This window comes from Janthinobacterium sp. GW822-FHT07A03 (genome assembly GCF_058798815.1).
This window is the reverse complement of sequence record NZ_JBXAKW010000001.1, coordinates 645678-660688: the sequence shown is the minus strand read 5'-3', so window position 1 is coordinate 660688 and position 15011 is coordinate 645678. Positions and strand designations below refer to the sequence as shown.

Annotated in this window: 16 protein-coding genes; 5 read left to right on the top strand and 11 right to left on the bottom strand. The window is 63.4% G+C overall.

The genetic code is table 11. The annotated features are described in order from the left end of the window. Window positions 1–94: 94 nt before the first annotated feature. The 3 genes from ribA (at window position 95) to AC1RJW_RS03060 (ending at window position 3208) form a co-directional block, all read left to right on the top strand. Window positions 95–748: a GTP cyclohydrolase II gene (gene ribA, locus AC1RJW_RS03070; RefSeq protein WP_070224093.1), complete on the top strand. Its 654-nt coding sequence runs from the start codon at window positions 95–97 to the stop codon at window positions 746–748. 91 nt (window positions 749–839) lie between these two features. After that, a complete protein-coding gene (locus AC1RJW_RS03065; protein ID WP_493043326.1) occupies window positions 840–2231 on the top strand; it encodes a S1 family peptidase in 1392 nt (463 codons plus the stop codon). Further along, window positions 2228–3208, top strand: coding sequence for an FHA domain-containing protein (locus tag AC1RJW_RS03060; protein ID WP_493043324.1), 981 nt, complete (start codon window positions 2228–2230; stop codon window positions 3206–3208). Before AC1RJW_RS03065 ends, AC1RJW_RS03060 begins: the two co-directional genes overlap by 4 nt. A gap of 99 nt (window positions 3209–3307) precedes the next feature. On the opposite strand, the gene AC1RJW_RS03055 is transcribed toward AC1RJW_RS03060, so the two are convergent. Then, window positions 3308–3964, bottom strand: coding sequence for a CCXG family PEP-CTERM protein (locus AC1RJW_RS03055; protein ID WP_493043323.1), 657 nt, complete (start codon window positions 3962–3964; stop codon window positions 3308–3310). A gap of 515 nt (window positions 3965–4479) precedes the next feature. On the opposite strand from AC1RJW_RS03055, the gene AC1RJW_RS03050 reads away from it, so the two are divergent. Next, window positions 4480–4818, top strand: a complete 339-nt coding sequence (locus AC1RJW_RS03050; RefSeq protein WP_077407033.1) for an MmcQ/YjbR family DNA-binding protein — start codon at window positions 4480–4482, stop codon at window positions 4816–4818. Here AC1RJW_RS03050 and AC1RJW_RS03045 read toward each other — a convergent pair whose 3' ends face one another. After that, a complete protein-coding gene (locus tag AC1RJW_RS03045; RefSeq protein WP_070224096.1) occupies window positions 4819–5439 on the bottom strand; it encodes a TetR/AcrR family transcriptional regulator in 621 nt (206 codons plus the stop codon). It lies immediately after the preceding gene. A 90-nt stretch (window positions 5440–5529) separates the two neighbouring features. Here AC1RJW_RS03045 and AC1RJW_RS03040 point away from each other — a divergent pair, with 90 nt between their 5' ends. Then, window positions 5530–6744 (top strand): MFS transporter, encoded by a 1215-nt coding sequence (locus tag AC1RJW_RS03040; RefSeq protein WP_493043319.1) that lies wholly within the window; start codon window positions 5530–5532, stop codon window positions 6742–6744. Between the two features lie 10 nt (window positions 6745–6754). On the opposite strand, the gene AC1RJW_RS03035 is transcribed toward AC1RJW_RS03040, so the two are convergent. The 9 genes from AC1RJW_RS03035 to nuoN form a co-directional block, all read right to left on the bottom strand. Then, window positions 6755–7057, bottom strand: coding sequence for a hypothetical protein (locus AC1RJW_RS03035; RefSeq protein ID WP_493043318.1), 303 nt, complete (start codon window positions 7055–7057; stop codon window positions 6755–6757). Between the two features lie 57 nt (window positions 7058–7114). Beyond that, complete coding sequence (locus AC1RJW_RS03030; RefSeq protein ID WP_493043316.1) at window positions 7115–8344, bottom strand: PQQ-dependent sugar dehydrogenase; 1230 nt, start codon at window positions 8342–8344, stop codon at window positions 7115–7117. 60 nt (window positions 8345–8404) lie between these two features. Further along, a complete protein-coding gene (locus AC1RJW_RS03025) occupies window positions 8405–10387 on the bottom strand; it encodes a PKD domain-containing protein (protein WP_493043314.1) in 1983 nt (660 codons plus the stop codon). 211 nt (window positions 10388–10598) lie between these two features. Next, window positions 10599–11099, bottom strand: coding sequence for a 2-C-methyl-D-erythritol 2,4-cyclodiphosphate synthase (gene ispF, locus AC1RJW_RS03020; RefSeq protein WP_493043313.1), 501 nt, complete (start codon window positions 11097–11099; stop codon window positions 10599–10601). Window positions 11100–11110: 11 nt separating this feature from the next. Further along, window positions 11111–11818, bottom strand: coding sequence for a 2-C-methyl-D-erythritol 4-phosphate cytidylyltransferase (gene ispD / locus AC1RJW_RS03015; protein ID WP_493043311.1), 708 nt, complete (start codon window positions 11816–11818; stop codon window positions 11111–11113). Between the two features lie 16 nt (window positions 11819–11834). Then, a complete protein-coding gene (locus AC1RJW_RS03010) occupies window positions 11835–12545 on the bottom strand; it encodes a hypothetical protein (protein WP_493043310.1) in 711 nt (236 codons plus the stop codon). Further along, window positions 12542–13114, bottom strand: coding sequence for an NUDIX domain-containing protein (locus tag AC1RJW_RS03005; RefSeq protein WP_493043308.1), 573 nt, complete (start codon window positions 13112–13114; stop codon window positions 12542–12544). Before AC1RJW_RS03005 ends, AC1RJW_RS03010 begins: the two co-directional genes overlap by 4 nt. A 58-nt stretch (window positions 13115–13172) precedes the next feature. Beyond that, window positions 13173–13502, bottom strand: a complete 330-nt coding sequence (locus AC1RJW_RS03000) for a DUF2818 family protein (protein ID WP_493043306.1) — start codon at window positions 13500–13502, stop codon at window positions 13173–13175. 3 nt (window positions 13503–13505) lie between these two features. Then, the gene (gene nuoN / locus AC1RJW_RS02995; protein WP_493043303.1) at window positions 13506–15008 is read right to left on the bottom strand and encodes an NADH-quinone oxidoreductase subunit NuoN; all 1503 of its coding nucleotides are present in this window, start codon (window positions 15006–15008) and stop codon (window positions 13506–13508) included. Window positions 15009–15011: the final 3 nt, after the last annotated feature.

Sequence of the window (15011 nt, the reverse complement as noted above, 5' to 3'; positions counted from 1 at the left end):
TTTCCCTGCTTTTTGGTATGATGGCAAGGCGCGCCGGCACCGGAGTGGTGTCGCGCGCCTTTTATTTTTGACAATTACTTATATGAGCACAACCATGCAAAGCGGCGCAGACCTCCTGGCGACAGGCGAATTGGATTACACGACTTCCTGCGCACTGCCGACGCCGTGGGCCCAGTTCACCCTGCACGCCTTTGTCGAACACGCCACGGGCAAGGAACACCTGGCCATGGTGCTGGGCGATATCGGCAACGGCGAACCGGTGCTGGCGCGCGTGCATTCCGAGTGCCTGACGGGCGACGTGCTGTTTTCCCAGCGCTGCGACTGCGGCGCCCAGCTCGAAGGCGCCTTGAAACGCATCGCCGAGGAAGGCCGCGGCATCTTGCTGTACCTGCGCCAGGAAGGGCGCGGCATCGGCCTGATCAACAAGATCCGCGCCTACCGCCTGCAAGAGGCGGGCGCCGATACGGTGCAGGCGAATGAACAGCTGGGCTTCAAGGCCGACGCGCGCAACTACACCCTGTGCAAGCCGATGTTTGCGCAATTCGGCATCCACAGCCTGCGTTTGATGACGAACAACCCGCGCAAGATTGCCGCCATGGAAGCGCTGGGCATCACGGTGGCCGAACGGGTGCCGCTGCTGGTCAACCGCAACGCCTTCAACCAGCACTACCTAAATACCAAGCAAAGCAAGCTGGGCCACATGATGACGCCGGAAACGGCGCCGGCGCTGGAAGACGGCGCCCTGTAATTGCCAACCGGCTTGCCGGCGGGCGCGCAGCGGCGCGTCCCCTTGGCGCCGGCCAGCGCCAGCCTCGCTCCTGCTCACGCACAAAGGATGCATGAAATTATCTAACTTCGCCTGCTTGCTGGCCAGCCTGTGCGCTGGCGCAGGCGCCCATGCGGCCCCGGCGCCAGCGCCAGCCGCGGCCGCTACCGCGTCGACTCCCCCTATCAAGCCGCCGCCGGCTACCGCCGCGCCCGCCGCTACCGAACATGCGGCCCTGCCGCCGCCCTCCTCGGCCGCGCAAAAGCTGTACACGGCCGCGCGCGCCGACATCCTGCAAGTGCGCGTGCTGCTGAAAAACGGCCGCACGCAGTCGTCGGTCGGCTCGGGCTTTTTGATCGGCACGGGCGACTTGGTGGTGAGCAACTATCACGTCGTGTCGCAATTCGCCCTCGATCCCGATACCTATGTGGGCGAATGGGTCGACACCAGCGGCCAGCGGGGCAATGTGGAATTGCTGGCCGTCGACGTGCTGCACGACCTGGCCGTGCTGCGCGTGAACCGCCATGGCACGGGCTTTTTCAAGATGCCGGAAGCGCTGGCGCCCCTGACGCAGGGCCAGTACCTGTATTCGATGGGCAACCCGCTGGACCTGGGCTTCGCCATTTCGGAAGGTTCGTACAACGGCGTCGTCACGCGCAGCTTCTACGACCAGCTGATGTTTACGGGACCGATCAATTCCGGCATGAGCGGCGGCCCCAGCGTCACCGCGAATGGCGACGTCGCGGGCGTAAACGTGTCGAAACGCCTCGACGGCGAACTCGTCAGTTTTCTCGTGCCGGCCCGCTATGCCCAGCAATTGCTGGCCAGGGTCGCCCTGCAAGGCAAACCGCCGAAAGACTTCAAGCCGCTGGTGACGGCGCAGCTGCTGGCGCACCAGGACGTCATGCTGGCGCGCCTGCTCGACACACCGTTGAGCCTGAAAGCCATGGGTCCGTACCGCGTGCCCGTGCGCGAATCCGACCAGATGCGCTGCTGGGGCCGCTCCAACGTCAAGTCCGACAAGCCCTACATGCTCGACAACACCAGCTGCGCCATGGAATCGGCCATCTTCATCTCCGGCGCCCTGCAGACGGGGCAAGTGTCGATGCGCCACGAATTCCTGCGCAGCAGCGAACTGGGTTCGCTGCGCTTTTCCGAGCTGGCCAGCGCCTCGTTCAAGAATGAAAGTTTTGGCAGTTACAAGAGCGCGCATTTGACAGGCCCCCATTGCACCGAACAGTTCGTCAAGAACCAGACCCTGCCCCTGCGCGCCGTCCTGTGCGTGCGCGCCTACCGCAAGTTTACGGGCCTGTACGACTTTGCCCTGCTGGCCGCCAGCACCGATGAGCCGCTCATGAGCCTGCAAAGCCGCATCGACGCGCGCGGCGTGTCCTACGCCAACGGCATGCGCGTCACGCGCACCTTCCTCGAAGCGCTGTCGCGCGAAAGCAGCCGCAAGCCATGAAGCCGCCCTATTACATCGAAATCCTCGCCGAGAATGGCGAAGTACAGCAGCGCCAGCGCATAGCCGCCTTGCCGATCCGCATCGGGCGCGGCTATGACAACGACTTCATCCTTGACGATGCGCATACGGCGGCCCAGCACGCCATCGTCGAGGACGATGGCGCAGGCGGCCTGCTGCTGCGCGACCTGGGCAGCCAGAATGGCGTGATCCACCGGGGACAGCGGCAACTGCAAGTGGCCCTGAACGGCAACAGCATCGTGCGCTTGGGCCACACGCGCCTGCGCGTGCGCGCCAGCGACCATCCGGTGGCGCCCGAACTGGGCGACACGACCAGGCACGACTGGGAAGGCTTGCGCCCCGCCGTCGCCGGCCTGGCCATGATCGGCGCCTCGGCCGCCTTCAGCAACTGGCTCAGCGATGCGGACGCCTTCGACCCGATTTCCTACCTGATGATCATCGCCACCGCGCTGGCCGGCGGCCTCGTGTGGGCGTCGATCTGGGCCGTGGCAAATCGCCTGTTCGGCCATATGGCGCGCTTCGGCCGCCACCTGTTCATCATCGGCTGCGGTTTGCTGGCCATGGAAGTGTGGGAACTGGCCAGCAATGTGGCGGCGTATGCGTTCTCGCTCGAAGTGCTGACACGCTACGGACGGCATATGTTCATCGTCATTGTATGCGCGATGATCTACTACCATTTGTGCACGATCAAACCCCAGCATCCGCGCCGCTTCGGCCTTGTCGCCGTCGTGCTGTCCATCCTCGGTTCGAGCCTGATCCTGCTGAGCAACCTGCAGATCAGCGGCCGCCTGGCGGACGAGGCCTACATGTCGGCGATCTACCCGCCAGCCTTGCGCCTGAGCCCGGATCACACGACGGACGCCTTCTTCCGCGATGCGGCCAGCCTGCAGCGTGGCGTCGACGCCGAACGGGGCAAGTCCGCCAAGGGCGCCGACGAAGACGAAGACAGCGGCGATTAACGCGCCGCCATGCAAAAAGCCCGCCGTGTCCTGACAGACCGGCGGGCTTTTTCATGTGCGCCGCGGGACGCGCAGCGTATCGTCGCTTGGAACTTGCGCTTAGAACTTGGCTTCCTGCTTGCGGCGTGCCGTAAAGCCCAGCAAGCCCAGGCCGACCAGCAGCATGGCGTAGGTGGTTGGCTCAGGAACGGCCGAGATCAAGCCATCCTTGGCGCCGAAGCTGACGAAATTGCTGTTGCCCGCCTTGAACTGCGCTTGCTGGCCGCCATCGCAGCAGCCTTCCAGGCCGTAGATGCTCAGGGTATGGTTACCCGCCGACAAGGCGCTCGAACCGCTGAGGAACTGGCTGCCATTGTTGTAGTTGCCTGCCCACCACATGTCGTTCGTCTTGAAGTCCAGCGCCACACCGTCGAGGAACAGGGCGCCGCCCTTGCCGAAGTCGACGCCGCTGCGGAAGCTCCAGGCGCCCGCATCGGCCGCGCTGACGCCAAAGTTGATGACGGATTTGAAGGCGATGTTCGAGCCGCTGCCGAACAGGCCGCTGTTGTTGACGTTATCGTAGCTGGCAATCGTCGTCGAGCCATAGCCGGCGCCTGGCGTGGCCACGGCGGCGTTCACCACGGACTGGTAAGCGGCGGCGGAAGCTTGCGCGCCAGCGGTCGAGTAACCGGTGGACAGGGTAATGGTGCTGGCGTTCGCGTGGGCAAACACACCGACGGCGATCAGGGACAGGGCGATTTTAGGCAAGTTTTTCATGATGGTATCCAGTAGGTAAGTATTCAGTGGGCGCAGCAAGGAGCGCTGGAGCTGAATACACGCTGCATTGAGGCGTGTCGGCAAAGCGCTAGGGATTGCGGGAATGAGCGGTCGGGGGCGTGAACTTCCGCGTGACAGTGCGGACTTGCAGCGTGCCATGGCGGCACTGCAAGCGTCCTGGGAAGGGTTCGGGTTCCCGGAACAAGGCCAGACAATTGACGGGTCAGGTAAGACGTTGAAGCTATTCTAGCTTAAATTCCCTAGAAGAAAAGTATTTTTCTTTTGACCATGAAAGATATTTTTCTGGCAATCCGCTGCGCAGTGACAGAAAAACAGCATGTTCTACTCTGGCGCGGAGGCCAAGCGCGGTGCGCGGCGTGTCGCGGCGGCACCACAGACCAGTCCGCCAATGTCGCATCGCGCGCATTTCTTTTCGCATGCCGCTGCACCACGCGGCGAAACAGCATGGCAAAATGTAGTCACGCTGCTATCTGTCCGATGAGGGGGAAAGAGGAATGGTCGACCTGGAAGAACTACGCTATCTGGCACTGTCGTTTCCCGACGCCACCGAGGAAGAACACCACGACCGTCCGGCCTTCCGCGTGGGCGGGAAGATCTTTGCCACCCTGCCCGATGACGAGCACATCAACGTGCTGCTCGATGCGGAAGCGGCGCATATCGCCACCGTCATCACGCCCTCCGGCTGCGAGAAACTCTGGTGGGGCGAACGCCTGGCCGGCATCACGGTATGCCTGGCGGACGCGGAGCTGGACATGCTGGCCGCCGCCCTGACGGCCGCCTGGCGGCGCAAGGCACCGAGCGACCTGGCCAAGACCATCGCCCCGACCGGGTAGTTACATCGGCCAATTGCGCAGCAGCAAGCCCACCATCTGCTGCAATTGCTCGCGCGAGACACCGGCGGCCGCCTGGATGGCCATGCCCTGCGACAGGGTCACGACAAAGCGCGCCTGCTGCTCCGGGCAGGAATCGGGCGGCAGATCCCCCTCCTCCTTGGCGCGCCGCAAACGGTCGCGCAACTTAATTTCACCGCGCAGCCGGCGCGCGAACAATTCATCGCGGATCGGCAAGGCATCATCGCTGCAGGCGAGCGCCGCATTGACGCCCATGCAGCCGTGCGGGCCGTCCGGCATGGTTTGCGCGTCGACATACTGCGTCAGCAGGGCTTCCACCACTTGGCGCGCCGTCGGCTGTTCCAGCGCCGCATCGAAAAACCGCATGCGCGTATCGCTGTAGCGCTCGAGCGCCTTGTGGAACAACTGCTCCTTGTTGCCGAAGACGGCATACAGGCTGGGCCGGTTCATGCCCATGGCCTTCGTCAATTCCGGCAGGGAACTGCCCTCATAGCCCTTTTCCCAGAACACTTTCATGGCGCAATCGAGCGCCTCGTCCGCGTCGAAGGTGCGTGGCCGCCCCGTTTTCGCCTTGACGACTTCCTCTTTTTTATCTTGTTTCATACCGTTCGGTAAAAAATTATTGACAACACTGTCTGCCTGCCCTGATTATATACCGATCGGTTAAAAACCTCCCGGCTTTTCAGGAACCCTATGCACACACCTTCCAACACCTCCGCCGACGATACTACCGTGGCGCCGTGGCTGGCCGTCTTATCGGTCGGCATCGGCGCCTTCGCCCTCGTCACCTCCGAATTCCTGCCCGTCGGCCTGCTGCCGGCCATGGCTGCCGAACTGGCCATCAGCAAGGGCCAGGCGGGACTGATGATCACCACGCCCGGCATCGTTGCCGCGTTTGCCGCCATCTTCGTCACCGTCGGCTCGGGCCGGCTGGACCGCCGCATCGTGCTGCTGGCCCTGACGGCCCTGCTCGTCGCGTCGAACCTGCTGGTGGCGCTGGCGCCCTCGTATGGGGCGATACTGCTGGGCCGCGCCATGCTGGGCGTGGGCGTGGGCGGTTTCTGGGCCATCGGCAGTGCCATCGGCCCGCGCCTGGTGGCGCCGCAGCATGCGTCGCGCGCCATGTCCATCATCTTCGCCGGCGTCTCGCTGGGGACGGTGGCGGGCGTGCCGGCCGGCGCGCTGGTGGGCGAGCTGGTGGGCTGGCGCGTGGCTTTCGGCGCGGCCAGCGCCATTGCCGTGCTGGTCTTCATCGGCCAGCTGTTGCTGCTGCCCAAACTGCCGCCGACACAAGCCATCCGCCTGCGCCAGTTGCCGATGATTTTCGGCATCCGCAAGGCCAGGCTGGGCCTGATCGCCACGGCCATGCTCTTCACGGGCCAGTTCGCCGCCTACACGTATATCGCCCCGTTCCTCACGCAGATCTCGCACCTGGCGGCCGGCACGGTCAGCGCCATGCTGCTCGTGTACGGCGCTTCCGGCTTCATCGGCAACCTCGTGGGCGGCTGGGCGGCCGGGCGCTACGAACGGGCCGCGCTGATGGTGACGGGCGCCGTGCTGGGCCTGTCCACCTTGGCCCTGGCCGCGTTCGGCAGCCATTCCGTGACGGCCATGCTGCTGGTGGCCGTCTGGGGCTTCGGTTTCGGCGCCATGCCGATCGCCGTGCAGACGTGGATGTTCAAGGCGGCGCCCCACTTGATGGAAGGCAGCAGCGCGCTGTTCGTTGCGATTGTGCAAGTATCGCTGGCGTCGGGTGCCTTGCTCGGCGGCATGGCCGTCGACCGGCTGGGCGTGTCGAGCGCGATGGTGGTGGGCGGCCTGTTCGCCCTCGGCTGCGCCTTGACGATCGCGCTCTTCGGCAAGCCGCAGGCGGCCGCCAAGGCCGGCGCGGCGTGTCCAGCGTCGTAGGAAACTGCCTTCAGATGCGGCCGCGGCGGAATTCACCGAGGAATTTCGCCACTTCGGCCGGCGTCATGGGCACGTCCGCATCGCCGTGATACGCGTACAGGAAGGGCGTGCCGCCCAGGCGGTCCGTCAGCTTGGCAAAGAGTAAAAAGCGGCTGCCCAGCGGGTAGCGCTGCAGGTCCGACAGGCGGCGCGAGCACTGCACAACCAGTTCCGGCGAGAAGGCCTGGCCCGGCACGGGGCGGATTTCCACGCGGCCATGGATGGCGCGCGATTCGACGGCAACGTGCCGGTATGCATAAGTATCTCGGGCCATGCCGCCACCTTGAATGAAATAAAGGCGCCATCTTAAGCGAAGATGGCGCCTGGCGTATTACTGCGGCACGATGCGCAGCAGGCGGCCATTGTCTTCGTCCGTCAGCGCATACAGGTAGCCGTCCGGTCCCTGGCGCACGTCGCGCACGCGCGCGCCGATGTCCAGGCGGTCCTGCCCCGTCACCTTGCCGTTCGCATCGACGGCGATGCGGCGGATATCCTTGGCCGCCAGGCCGCCGCTGAAGATGCTGCCCCGCCAGGCGGCGATCTTGTCGCCCGTATAGACGGCCAGGCCCGACGGGGCCGGCGACGGCACCCAGGCCACGCTGGGATTGATCATGCCGGGCACTTCATGCTTGCCGACGGGTTCATGCGTCTTGTAGTCGGCGCCGTAGCTTTGCAAGGGCCAGCCGTAGTTGCCGCCGGCCACTACCAGGTTCAGTTCATCGCCGCCGTACGGGCCGTGTTCCGTGGCCCACACCCGGCCGGAAACAGGGTCGAGCGCCAGGCCCTGCACGTTGCGGTGGCCGTACGACCAGATTTCCGGCAAGGCGCCCTTGGCGGCCAGCGGATTGCCGGGCGCCGGCTTGCCCTCTTCCGTCAGGCGCAGGATGGAGCCCTGGTGCGTGGCCAGATTCTGCGCCTGCTCGCGCGCCAGGCGGTCACCGATGCGCAATGGCGGATTGCCGCCGTCGGCCACGCTCATCAGCAAAGTGCCGTCCTGCAGCCACAGCAGGCGCGAGCCGAAATGCTGGCCGCCGCTCTTGTCGGTGGCCACCTTGAACAGGGTCTCGATGCCCGTCACCTTCTTGCCGTCGAACACGCCGCGCACGAGGGTCGTGCGGTTGGCGTCATTGGTGCCTGTCGACACCGTCATATAGACGCGCGGGTTCGGCTTGCTGGCATCCTGCGGATGCAGGACGATATCGAGCAAGCCGCCCTGCCCGCCCGTAAACACCTTGGGCATGCCTTCCAGCGCCACGTCGGTAAAAGTCTTTCCATTCAGCAAATGCAAAGTGCCCTGCTTGCTGGTGACGAGCGCGCGCCCCTCGCCCAGCCAGGCGATGCCCCACGGCTGGCGCACGCCCTGCGCCACGGTCTCGGCCTTCCAGCCCTGTCTGGCGGCGGGCGGCTCGCCCGTGGCTTGCAGTTCGGCATGGGCAGGCATGGCCAAGGCCGCGAAGGCTCCCAGCAGCAGGGCGGTGGCAAGGCGTGTGCGCTTGATGATGGGCATCCCGAATTCTCCTGTATCGTCAATGAAAAAGGCGGCCGGGATGGTCTGTGCCATCGCGCCGCCTTCTAAAAATAGCATAGATTGCCAGGCGGGCGCGCCACCTGGCGATGACCATCAGCGATAGATCAGATAGTACTTCGCGCGCAGCGTGCTTTTCTGCGCGCCGCCCGTCTGCACCAGTGCCACTGGGTCGCCAGCGGCCGTATGGAAGATGCTGATGCCGTAACTTTGCTCGCCGCCGATGACGGGCAGTGCAACATCACCCGCAGGGAACAGCAGTTCGCCACTGAAACGCTTATAGCTGGCTTGGTATGTCGTATCACTGCCGAGATAGCCGAGGCCATCGCGTTCCATCACAAGCGCCTCCGCGTTGACAGGCGAATAGCTCATCGACAGCACACCATTGTTCATATTGCTCAGGGTGAAGCGACCAACGTATGCGAGCGTATCAGACTTAAAGTATGTCCCGCTTGCCGTGAACAATAGATCTTCGTTGGCAGACAAGAAAAACGGTGCTGCCATCGGGATTGGATGCGGCATGAAAATAGTGTAGGACGTTTGCACAATATAACCTTGCTGCGAATCAACGAGAAAAGCCGAAGGCTGGAACAACGGCTCGTCATTGATGGTGACCAGTCCCTTGTTCAGCGATGCCACGAATATACCCCGCAAGTCACCATAGAAACCTCCGCTCGTGGTTTGCTTCTCTACAAGCTGGCCAGTACGCGCGTTGAAGCCTTCCAGCACTGGTTCTCTCACCGAGCCCTTGGATTGACCGGCCAAAAAGACGATGCCCGCATTGGTCGTGAACACTTCCGTCTGCGAACCGGCTGTGCCGGTCGAACGCAGCAATTTCCCCGCTTCCAGATCGATCAGGCTGACCACCCCCTCATGCAGCACACCGGCCAGTTTCCCGTCAGCACTCAAACTGAATGACTTCACGGCGGCAGGCAAACTGATACTGCTAAAAGTGCCATCGACGGGATTAACGATTTTCAAGGTATCGGGATTTGGCGTCGCCACGATCAGCCGGTCCAGTCCCTTGCTGTAACGCGCCTCCAGCGGCCTAAACGGCAGTGCCACAACACTGTAAGTCGGGACGATCACATTGAGCTTCAGGTAGGCCACCGCCGTTTGGCGGCCACTGGTGACAGTCATCGACAGCACATACGCGCCGGTCACGTCTGGCGTGAACGACGGCACCACCGCCGTCGCTGCCCCGATCACTGCGACGGAACCGGCAGGCCGGCTGTCGACGGCCCAGGCGTAGCTCAACTTCGCGCCGCCCTCGTCGTAGCTGAGAATACCGCTGGTGACTACCGGCTGGCCGACGGGGACGGTCTGGTTGTTGCGGCTGACCACGGCCACCGTGCCCTGGATCACGCCACTTGGAATCGTGTTACTAGCATCGAACTGGTACACCGTCTCGGCATACGCGCCCTTGCCGTCCGCGCCGCGGGCGCGCACTTTGTACAGGCCCAGCACGTCGGGAGAGAAACGGGCGGTTTGACCTGCGACAAACAGCACGGAAGTGCTGCTGGCCGGCTTCTGTATCAATTCCCAGGTGGTGGTGACCTTGTCGCCATCCGCGTCGGTGCTGCCCGTGGCGTCGAGCACGATGCCGGAACCTGCCGATACACTCACGGCATCCTTCACGAGCGGCAAGGCCGTGAACGTCGCATTGACCACCACCACCGCATTCGGCACCCGGTTATTCACCAGCACGGTGGCGTTCTTTTCCGCAAAGCCGCCCTTGCTATTCGTCACGCGCAACTTGAAGATATAGGTGCCCAGGGCGTCGGGCTGGAAGTTCATTTTGGGGGTCGCGACAGCGCCCATGTTCAAGCCGCTGCCGGCGGGTTTGGAGACCAGACTCCAGGCAAAACTCAGCGTCCCACCGTCGCTATCCTTGCTGCTGCCGGCATCGAGTTCAATCTGCCCGCCCATGCTGCCGACAGCATCGGCACCTTCTGCCGCCGCCGACACAGCACCGGCAAACAGGATGGCAGGCTGGGGCACCGCCAACACGGGCGGCGGCGTACTGTCACTGCCGCCGCCTCCACCGCCACACCCGGCCAGCATGGCCATGGCCAACATACCAGCTCCCAACCAGCGCGCGGCTGGTCCCTGCGTACGACTGCGCATATGATTCCGTTCTCTCAATATTTCCCGTGGTTATAAGGTGACGTCTTATCGCGTCCGAAAAAGCGGACAAATATTATCATGACAATAACGTTAAACTTTCACCAAATTTCACTTTGGAAATATTAATTTTCAGGAATCATTAAAAATGTGCTGCCGGGCACGCTCAGGCGCGCAGCAGCAGGGCCACGGCTTCGGCCGCGATGCCTTCTTCGCGGCCCAGGTAGCCCAGCTTTTCATTCGTCTTGGCCTTGATGTTCACCTGGCCCACGGTCACACCGAGGTCTTCGGCCACGTTGGCGCACATGGCGGCGATGTGCGGCGCCATTTTCGGACGCTGGGCGATGATGGTGGCGTCGATGTTGCCGATCACATAGCCCGTCGCCTGCACGCGGCGCACGGCTTCGCGCAGCAGGGTGCGCGAATCGGCGCCCTTGAATTGCGCGTCCGTGTCGGGGAAATGGCGGCCGATGTCGCCCAGGGCGGCGGCGCCGAAGATGGCGTCCGTGATCGCGTGCAGCAGCACGTCGGCGTCGGAATGGCCGAGCAAGCCCAGGTGATGGGGAATCTTCACGCCTCCGATGATCAGGTCGCGGTGCTCCACCAGCGCGTGGCAGTCATAGCCCTGGCCGATGCGGAAAGGGAGGTCGGGAGTCGTTGTGTTCATGCGGGTCTCTTTCAAATGCGGGGGTTAGCCAGGTACAGCTCGGCCGTCTGGATGTCGCGCGGCAGGGTCACCTTCAGGTTGCGCGGGTGGCCCTCGACCAGTTTCGGTGCCAGGCCCAGCGCTTCGACGGCGCTGGCGTCGTCCGTGATCGCCAGCGGATCGGGCGCTGCGGATAATGCCCGGTGCAGCAGCGCATAGCCGAACATTTGCGGCGTCTGCGCCAGCCACAGGCCGTCGCGCGGCACCGTCTGCGCCGACAGGCCGCCCGGCCCTGCCTTCTTGACGGTATCAACCACGGGCAAGGCCAGCAAGCCGCCGGCCGGATGTTCACCGACTTCGATAATCAGCTTTTCGATCAGCGCCGGCGTCAAACCAGGGCGCGCCGCGTCGTGCACCAGCACCTGGTCGTGCGCATCGATGCTGCCCTGCACGGCTTGCAAGCCATTCAGGATGCTTTCCATGCGCGTGGCGCCGCCGCAGCGCAGCACAGTCACGCCGTGCTCGGGCACGACCGTATCGATCACGCCATCGTCAGCGCTGACGACGACATAGGTGTGCGCGATCAGGGAGCTGGCCAGAAAGGCGTCGAGCGTGTGGCGCAGCATGGGCTTGCCGGCGATAGGTAAATATTGCTTGGGACTGCCCGCTTCCATGCGCGCTCCCACGCCGGCGGCGGGGATCAGGGCAAAATAACGGGGGCGATTCGGTGCTGCTGTCATGCCATTCCTTGTCTGGTCACTGCTGGGCGGGCTGGGCCTTGCCCGCCAGGATATTCTGAATTTCTCCCTTGCACGCCTTGCCCAGGCGCGCATATTCTTGCGGAGAATCAATGGCGGCCTGCAAGGTTTCCACCTTGCGCATTTCTGCCTTGATATACGGCAACCAGCCCGTATCGATCTCGCGCGCCAGCGCCGCCTTGGCCGTGCCGCTGGGCGCATACAGGGGCCGCGCCTCGAAGCGTTTGGCCAGCGCGGCGCGCACGGTCTTTTCCACGCGCGGCAAGTGTTCCATATAGGTTTTCATGTGCCGCAGCTCGTGCGCGAGTATCTCATCATACGCGCAAGTGCCGGGGGCAAACTCGCTGCCGATATAGATCACCACGGGCGCATACGTCAGGCTCACGGTAATCTGCGGCGCCACGCATTCGTAGCCGCTGGCCGGGTCTTGCAGCATGGGGCCGGCCAGCGCGATGGCCACGCGCGAATCCGTCTTCGTCAGGCCCAGCACCCAGGTGTTCGCGCGCGCCGTGCCCTTCATCACCGTCAGCGCCTTGTACGGCAGATGCGTGTCGATGCTGTAGCCGTTCTGCTGCACCGTCAGCACGGACACCGTCTTGCTGATCGTGTCTTCGCAGCGCACCTGGAACGGCGTGCGCGCTGCCGCCAGCGTATCCAGGCAGGCCGACGCCAGCAGCAGGAAGATCGCCGTGCGCATGCGCAGGATCAAGCCGGTTGCCAGGTGCCGCTGGTAATCTTGTCGAGCCAGAAGATGCCGATGACGGTTTTCACGTCCGTGATCGTGCCATCCCTGACCCAGTCGAGCAGCTGCGGCACGGTGGCCGTAAACGTTTCGAGGAATTCACCCTCGTCGAGCTGGCGTTCGCCGGCCACGAGTCCGCGCGCCAGAAACAGTTCCAGGTGCTCGTCGGAATAGGCGATGGCGTTGTGAATGGTGGAAACGAATTGCCAGTCGCTGGCCGTGTAGCCCGTCTCTTCCAGCAGTTCGCGCTGGGCACAGGCCAGGTGGGACTCGCCTGCATCGATCTTGCCGGCCGGGAATTCAATAAACACCCGGTCCAGCGGATAGCGGTACTGGCGTTCCATCAGCACCGTGCCGTCGTCGAGCAGCGGCAGGATCACGACGGCGCCCGGATGCAGGACGAATTCGCGCGCCGTGATCTTGCCATCCGGCAGAGCGACACGGTCGCGCTGCACGCGCAGGAAGCCGCCCTGGTAGACGAGTTCGCCGTCAACTTTGGTTTCAATCAATTGCGTATCAGTGGCTTGGGTATCCATGGAATTCCTTTATTCAATAAAAAACGGCGCCAGAGGCGCCGCTTTCGGAGGATGGTGCCTAGCGGCGTTTACGCAGATAACGAGTCACGAAACCTGGGAAAGCCAGCACCAGGAACAGGCATCCCGTGATGGCATAGAACTCCCACGTTTGCGGGAAAGCGTTGCCGATGCGCGCTTCGAGCGCGAACGCCACGGCGCCGACGATGAAGTACAGAATCACCATCTCCAGCAGGCGCAGCGCCAGCGGCTTGCGCCAGCCTTTGCTCCCCTCTGCTTGCGCCGCCTTTTTCAAGGGCACGGCGGCAAACAGTTTCTCGTTCAGGAAAGGCAGGTTGGCGCCCAGGATGCCCAGGGCGATCACCAGCCAGCTCGAGACGGTGACATCCATCGGTCAGGACGCCAGGGTCTTGGTGATGGCGGTCGCGCAGGCAGCCAGGATGCTGTTAGGCATCACACCGAGGGCCAGGACGAACACGCCGTTCAGGGCCAGCACGACGCGCATGTCGCCATGCACGACCAGCGCATTGCTGTCGCTCGGCTCGTCGAACCACATCATCTTGACGACGCGCAGGTAGTAGAAGGCGCCGATCAGCGAGAACAGCACGGCGGCGATGGTCAGCCACAGCTGGCCCGTCGCCAATACCGAAGCGAGCACCGAGTACTTGGCCATGAAGCCCATCAGCGGCGGCACGCCGGCCAGCGAGAACATGAACAGGGTCATCACCAGCGCGAAGATCGGGCTGCGTTTGCCCAGGCCCTTGAAGTCGGCCAGTTCGTCTGCTTCAAAACCATTACGTGCCAGCAACATGATCACGCCAAAGGTACCCAGGGTGGTGAACACGTAGGTGATGACGTAGTACATCGAGGCGCCATAGGCGGTGGCTGCGCCAGCCGCGTTCAGAGTGTTGCCTGGACCGTCAACGGTACCGGACAGCAGACCCAGCAGAACGAAGCCCATTTGCGCAATGGTCGAGTACGCCAGCATGCGCTTCAAATTGGTTTGCGCGATGGCGGTGAAGTTACCGATGGCCAGCGACATCACGGCCAGCACCAGCAGCATTTGCTGCCAGTCATGTGCCATCGGCAGCAAGCCTTCGGCCAGCAAGCGCAGGGTGATGGCGAAGGCGGCCAGTTTCGGCGCCGCGCCCAGCAGCAGGGTCACGGCCGTCGGCGAACCTTGATACACGTCAGGCACCCACATGTGGAATGGCACGACGCCCAGTTTGAAGGCCAGGCCAGCAACGAGGAACACCAGGCCGAAGACCATGATGGTGCCGTTGGTCTTGCCGTTTTCCAGCGCTACGCGCACTTCGTTCAAATCCAGCGTGCCGGACGCGCCGTACAGCATCGAGATACCGTACAACATGAAACCGGAAGCCAGTGCGCCCAGGATGAAGTATTTCATGGCCGCTTCCGTGGCCTTGGCATTGTCACGGCGCAGAGCGATCAGCGCGTACAGCGACAGCGACATCAGTTCCAGACCCAGGTAGATGATCAGGAAGTTGTTGGCCGAGATCATGATCATCTGGCCCAGCAGTGCAAACAGGGCCAGCACGTAGAACTCGCCCCCCAGGTTACCCGACAGCATGCTGCGGTCGGTGGCATAGGCACGCGAGTAGATCAGGGTCAGCGCCACGGCGCCGTACGAGAACAGTTTCAGCAGCTGCGACATCGGGTCCGACACGAACATATTGTGGAACGTGTAGACGGTGGTGCCCGCGTTGAAGTCGCCCACGGTCAGCAAGGCGCAGCCGGCCAGGGTCAGCAGCGACAGCGCATAGGTGATCGAACGCTTCGCCGCAGGCAAGAACATATCGATCAGCAAGAGCGCCGACGTGGCGATCAGCAGAAAGATTTCCGCGTACAGCGGTACCAGATTAGGTGCATTAGTCATGTT

Excerpts from the sequence above, each read along its gene's own strand:
- AC1RJW_RS03025 (WP_493043314.1), bottom strand. The coding sequence starts at position 10,387 with ATGTTGGCCATGGCCATGCTGGCCGGGTGTGGCGGTGGAGGCGGCGGC.
- ribA (WP_070224093.1), top strand. The coding sequence starts at position 95 with ATGCAAAGCGGCGCAGACCTCCTGGCGACAGGCGAATTGGATTACACG.
- AC1RJW_RS03040 (WP_493043319.1), top strand. The coding sequence starts at position 5,530 with ATGCACACACCTTCCAACACCTCCGCCGACGATACTACCGTGGCGCCG.
- AC1RJW_RS03035 (WP_493043318.1), bottom strand. The coding sequence starts at position 7,057 with ATGGCCCGAGATACTTATGCATACCGGCACGTTGCCGTCGAATCGCGC.
- ispF (WP_493043313.1), bottom strand. The coding sequence starts at position 11,099 with ATGAACACAACGACTCCCGACCTCCCTTTCCGCATCGGCCAGGGCTAT.
- nuoN (WP_493043303.1), bottom strand. The coding sequence starts at position 15,008 with ATGACTAATGCACCTAATCTGGTACCGCTGTACGCGGAAATCTTTCTG.
- AC1RJW_RS03000 (WP_493043306.1), bottom strand. The coding sequence starts at position 13,502 with ATGGATGTCACCGTCTCGAGCTGGCTGGTGATCGCCCTGGGCATCCTG.
- AC1RJW_RS03055 (WP_493043323.1), bottom strand. The coding sequence starts at position 3,964 with ATGAAAAACTTGCCTAAAATCGCCCTGTCCCTGATCGCCGTCGGTGTG.
- AC1RJW_RS03005 (WP_493043308.1), bottom strand. The coding sequence starts at position 13,114 with ATGGATACCCAAGCCACTGATACGCAATTGATTGAAACCAAAGTTGAC.
- AC1RJW_RS03050 (WP_077407033.1), top strand. The coding sequence starts at position 4,480 with ATGGTCGACCTGGAAGAACTACGCTATCTGGCACTGTCGTTTCCCGAC.
- AC1RJW_RS03030 (WP_493043316.1), bottom strand. The coding sequence starts at position 8,344 with ATGGCACAGACCATCCCGGCCGCCTTTTTCATTGACGATACAGGAGAA.
- AC1RJW_RS03065 (WP_493043326.1), top strand. The coding sequence starts at position 840 with ATGAAATTATCTAACTTCGCCTGCTTGCTGGCCAGCCTGTGCGCTGGC.
- ispD (WP_493043311.1), bottom strand. The coding sequence starts at position 11,818 with ATGACAGCAGCACCGAATCGCCCCCGTTATTTTGCCCTGATCCCCGCC.
- AC1RJW_RS03045 (WP_070224096.1), bottom strand. The coding sequence starts at position 5,439 with ATGAAACAAGATAAAAAAGAGGAAGTCGTCAAGGCGAAAACGGGGCGG.
- AC1RJW_RS03060 (WP_493043324.1), top strand. The coding sequence starts at position 2,228 with ATGAAGCCGCCCTATTACATCGAAATCCTCGCCGAGAATGGCGAAGTA.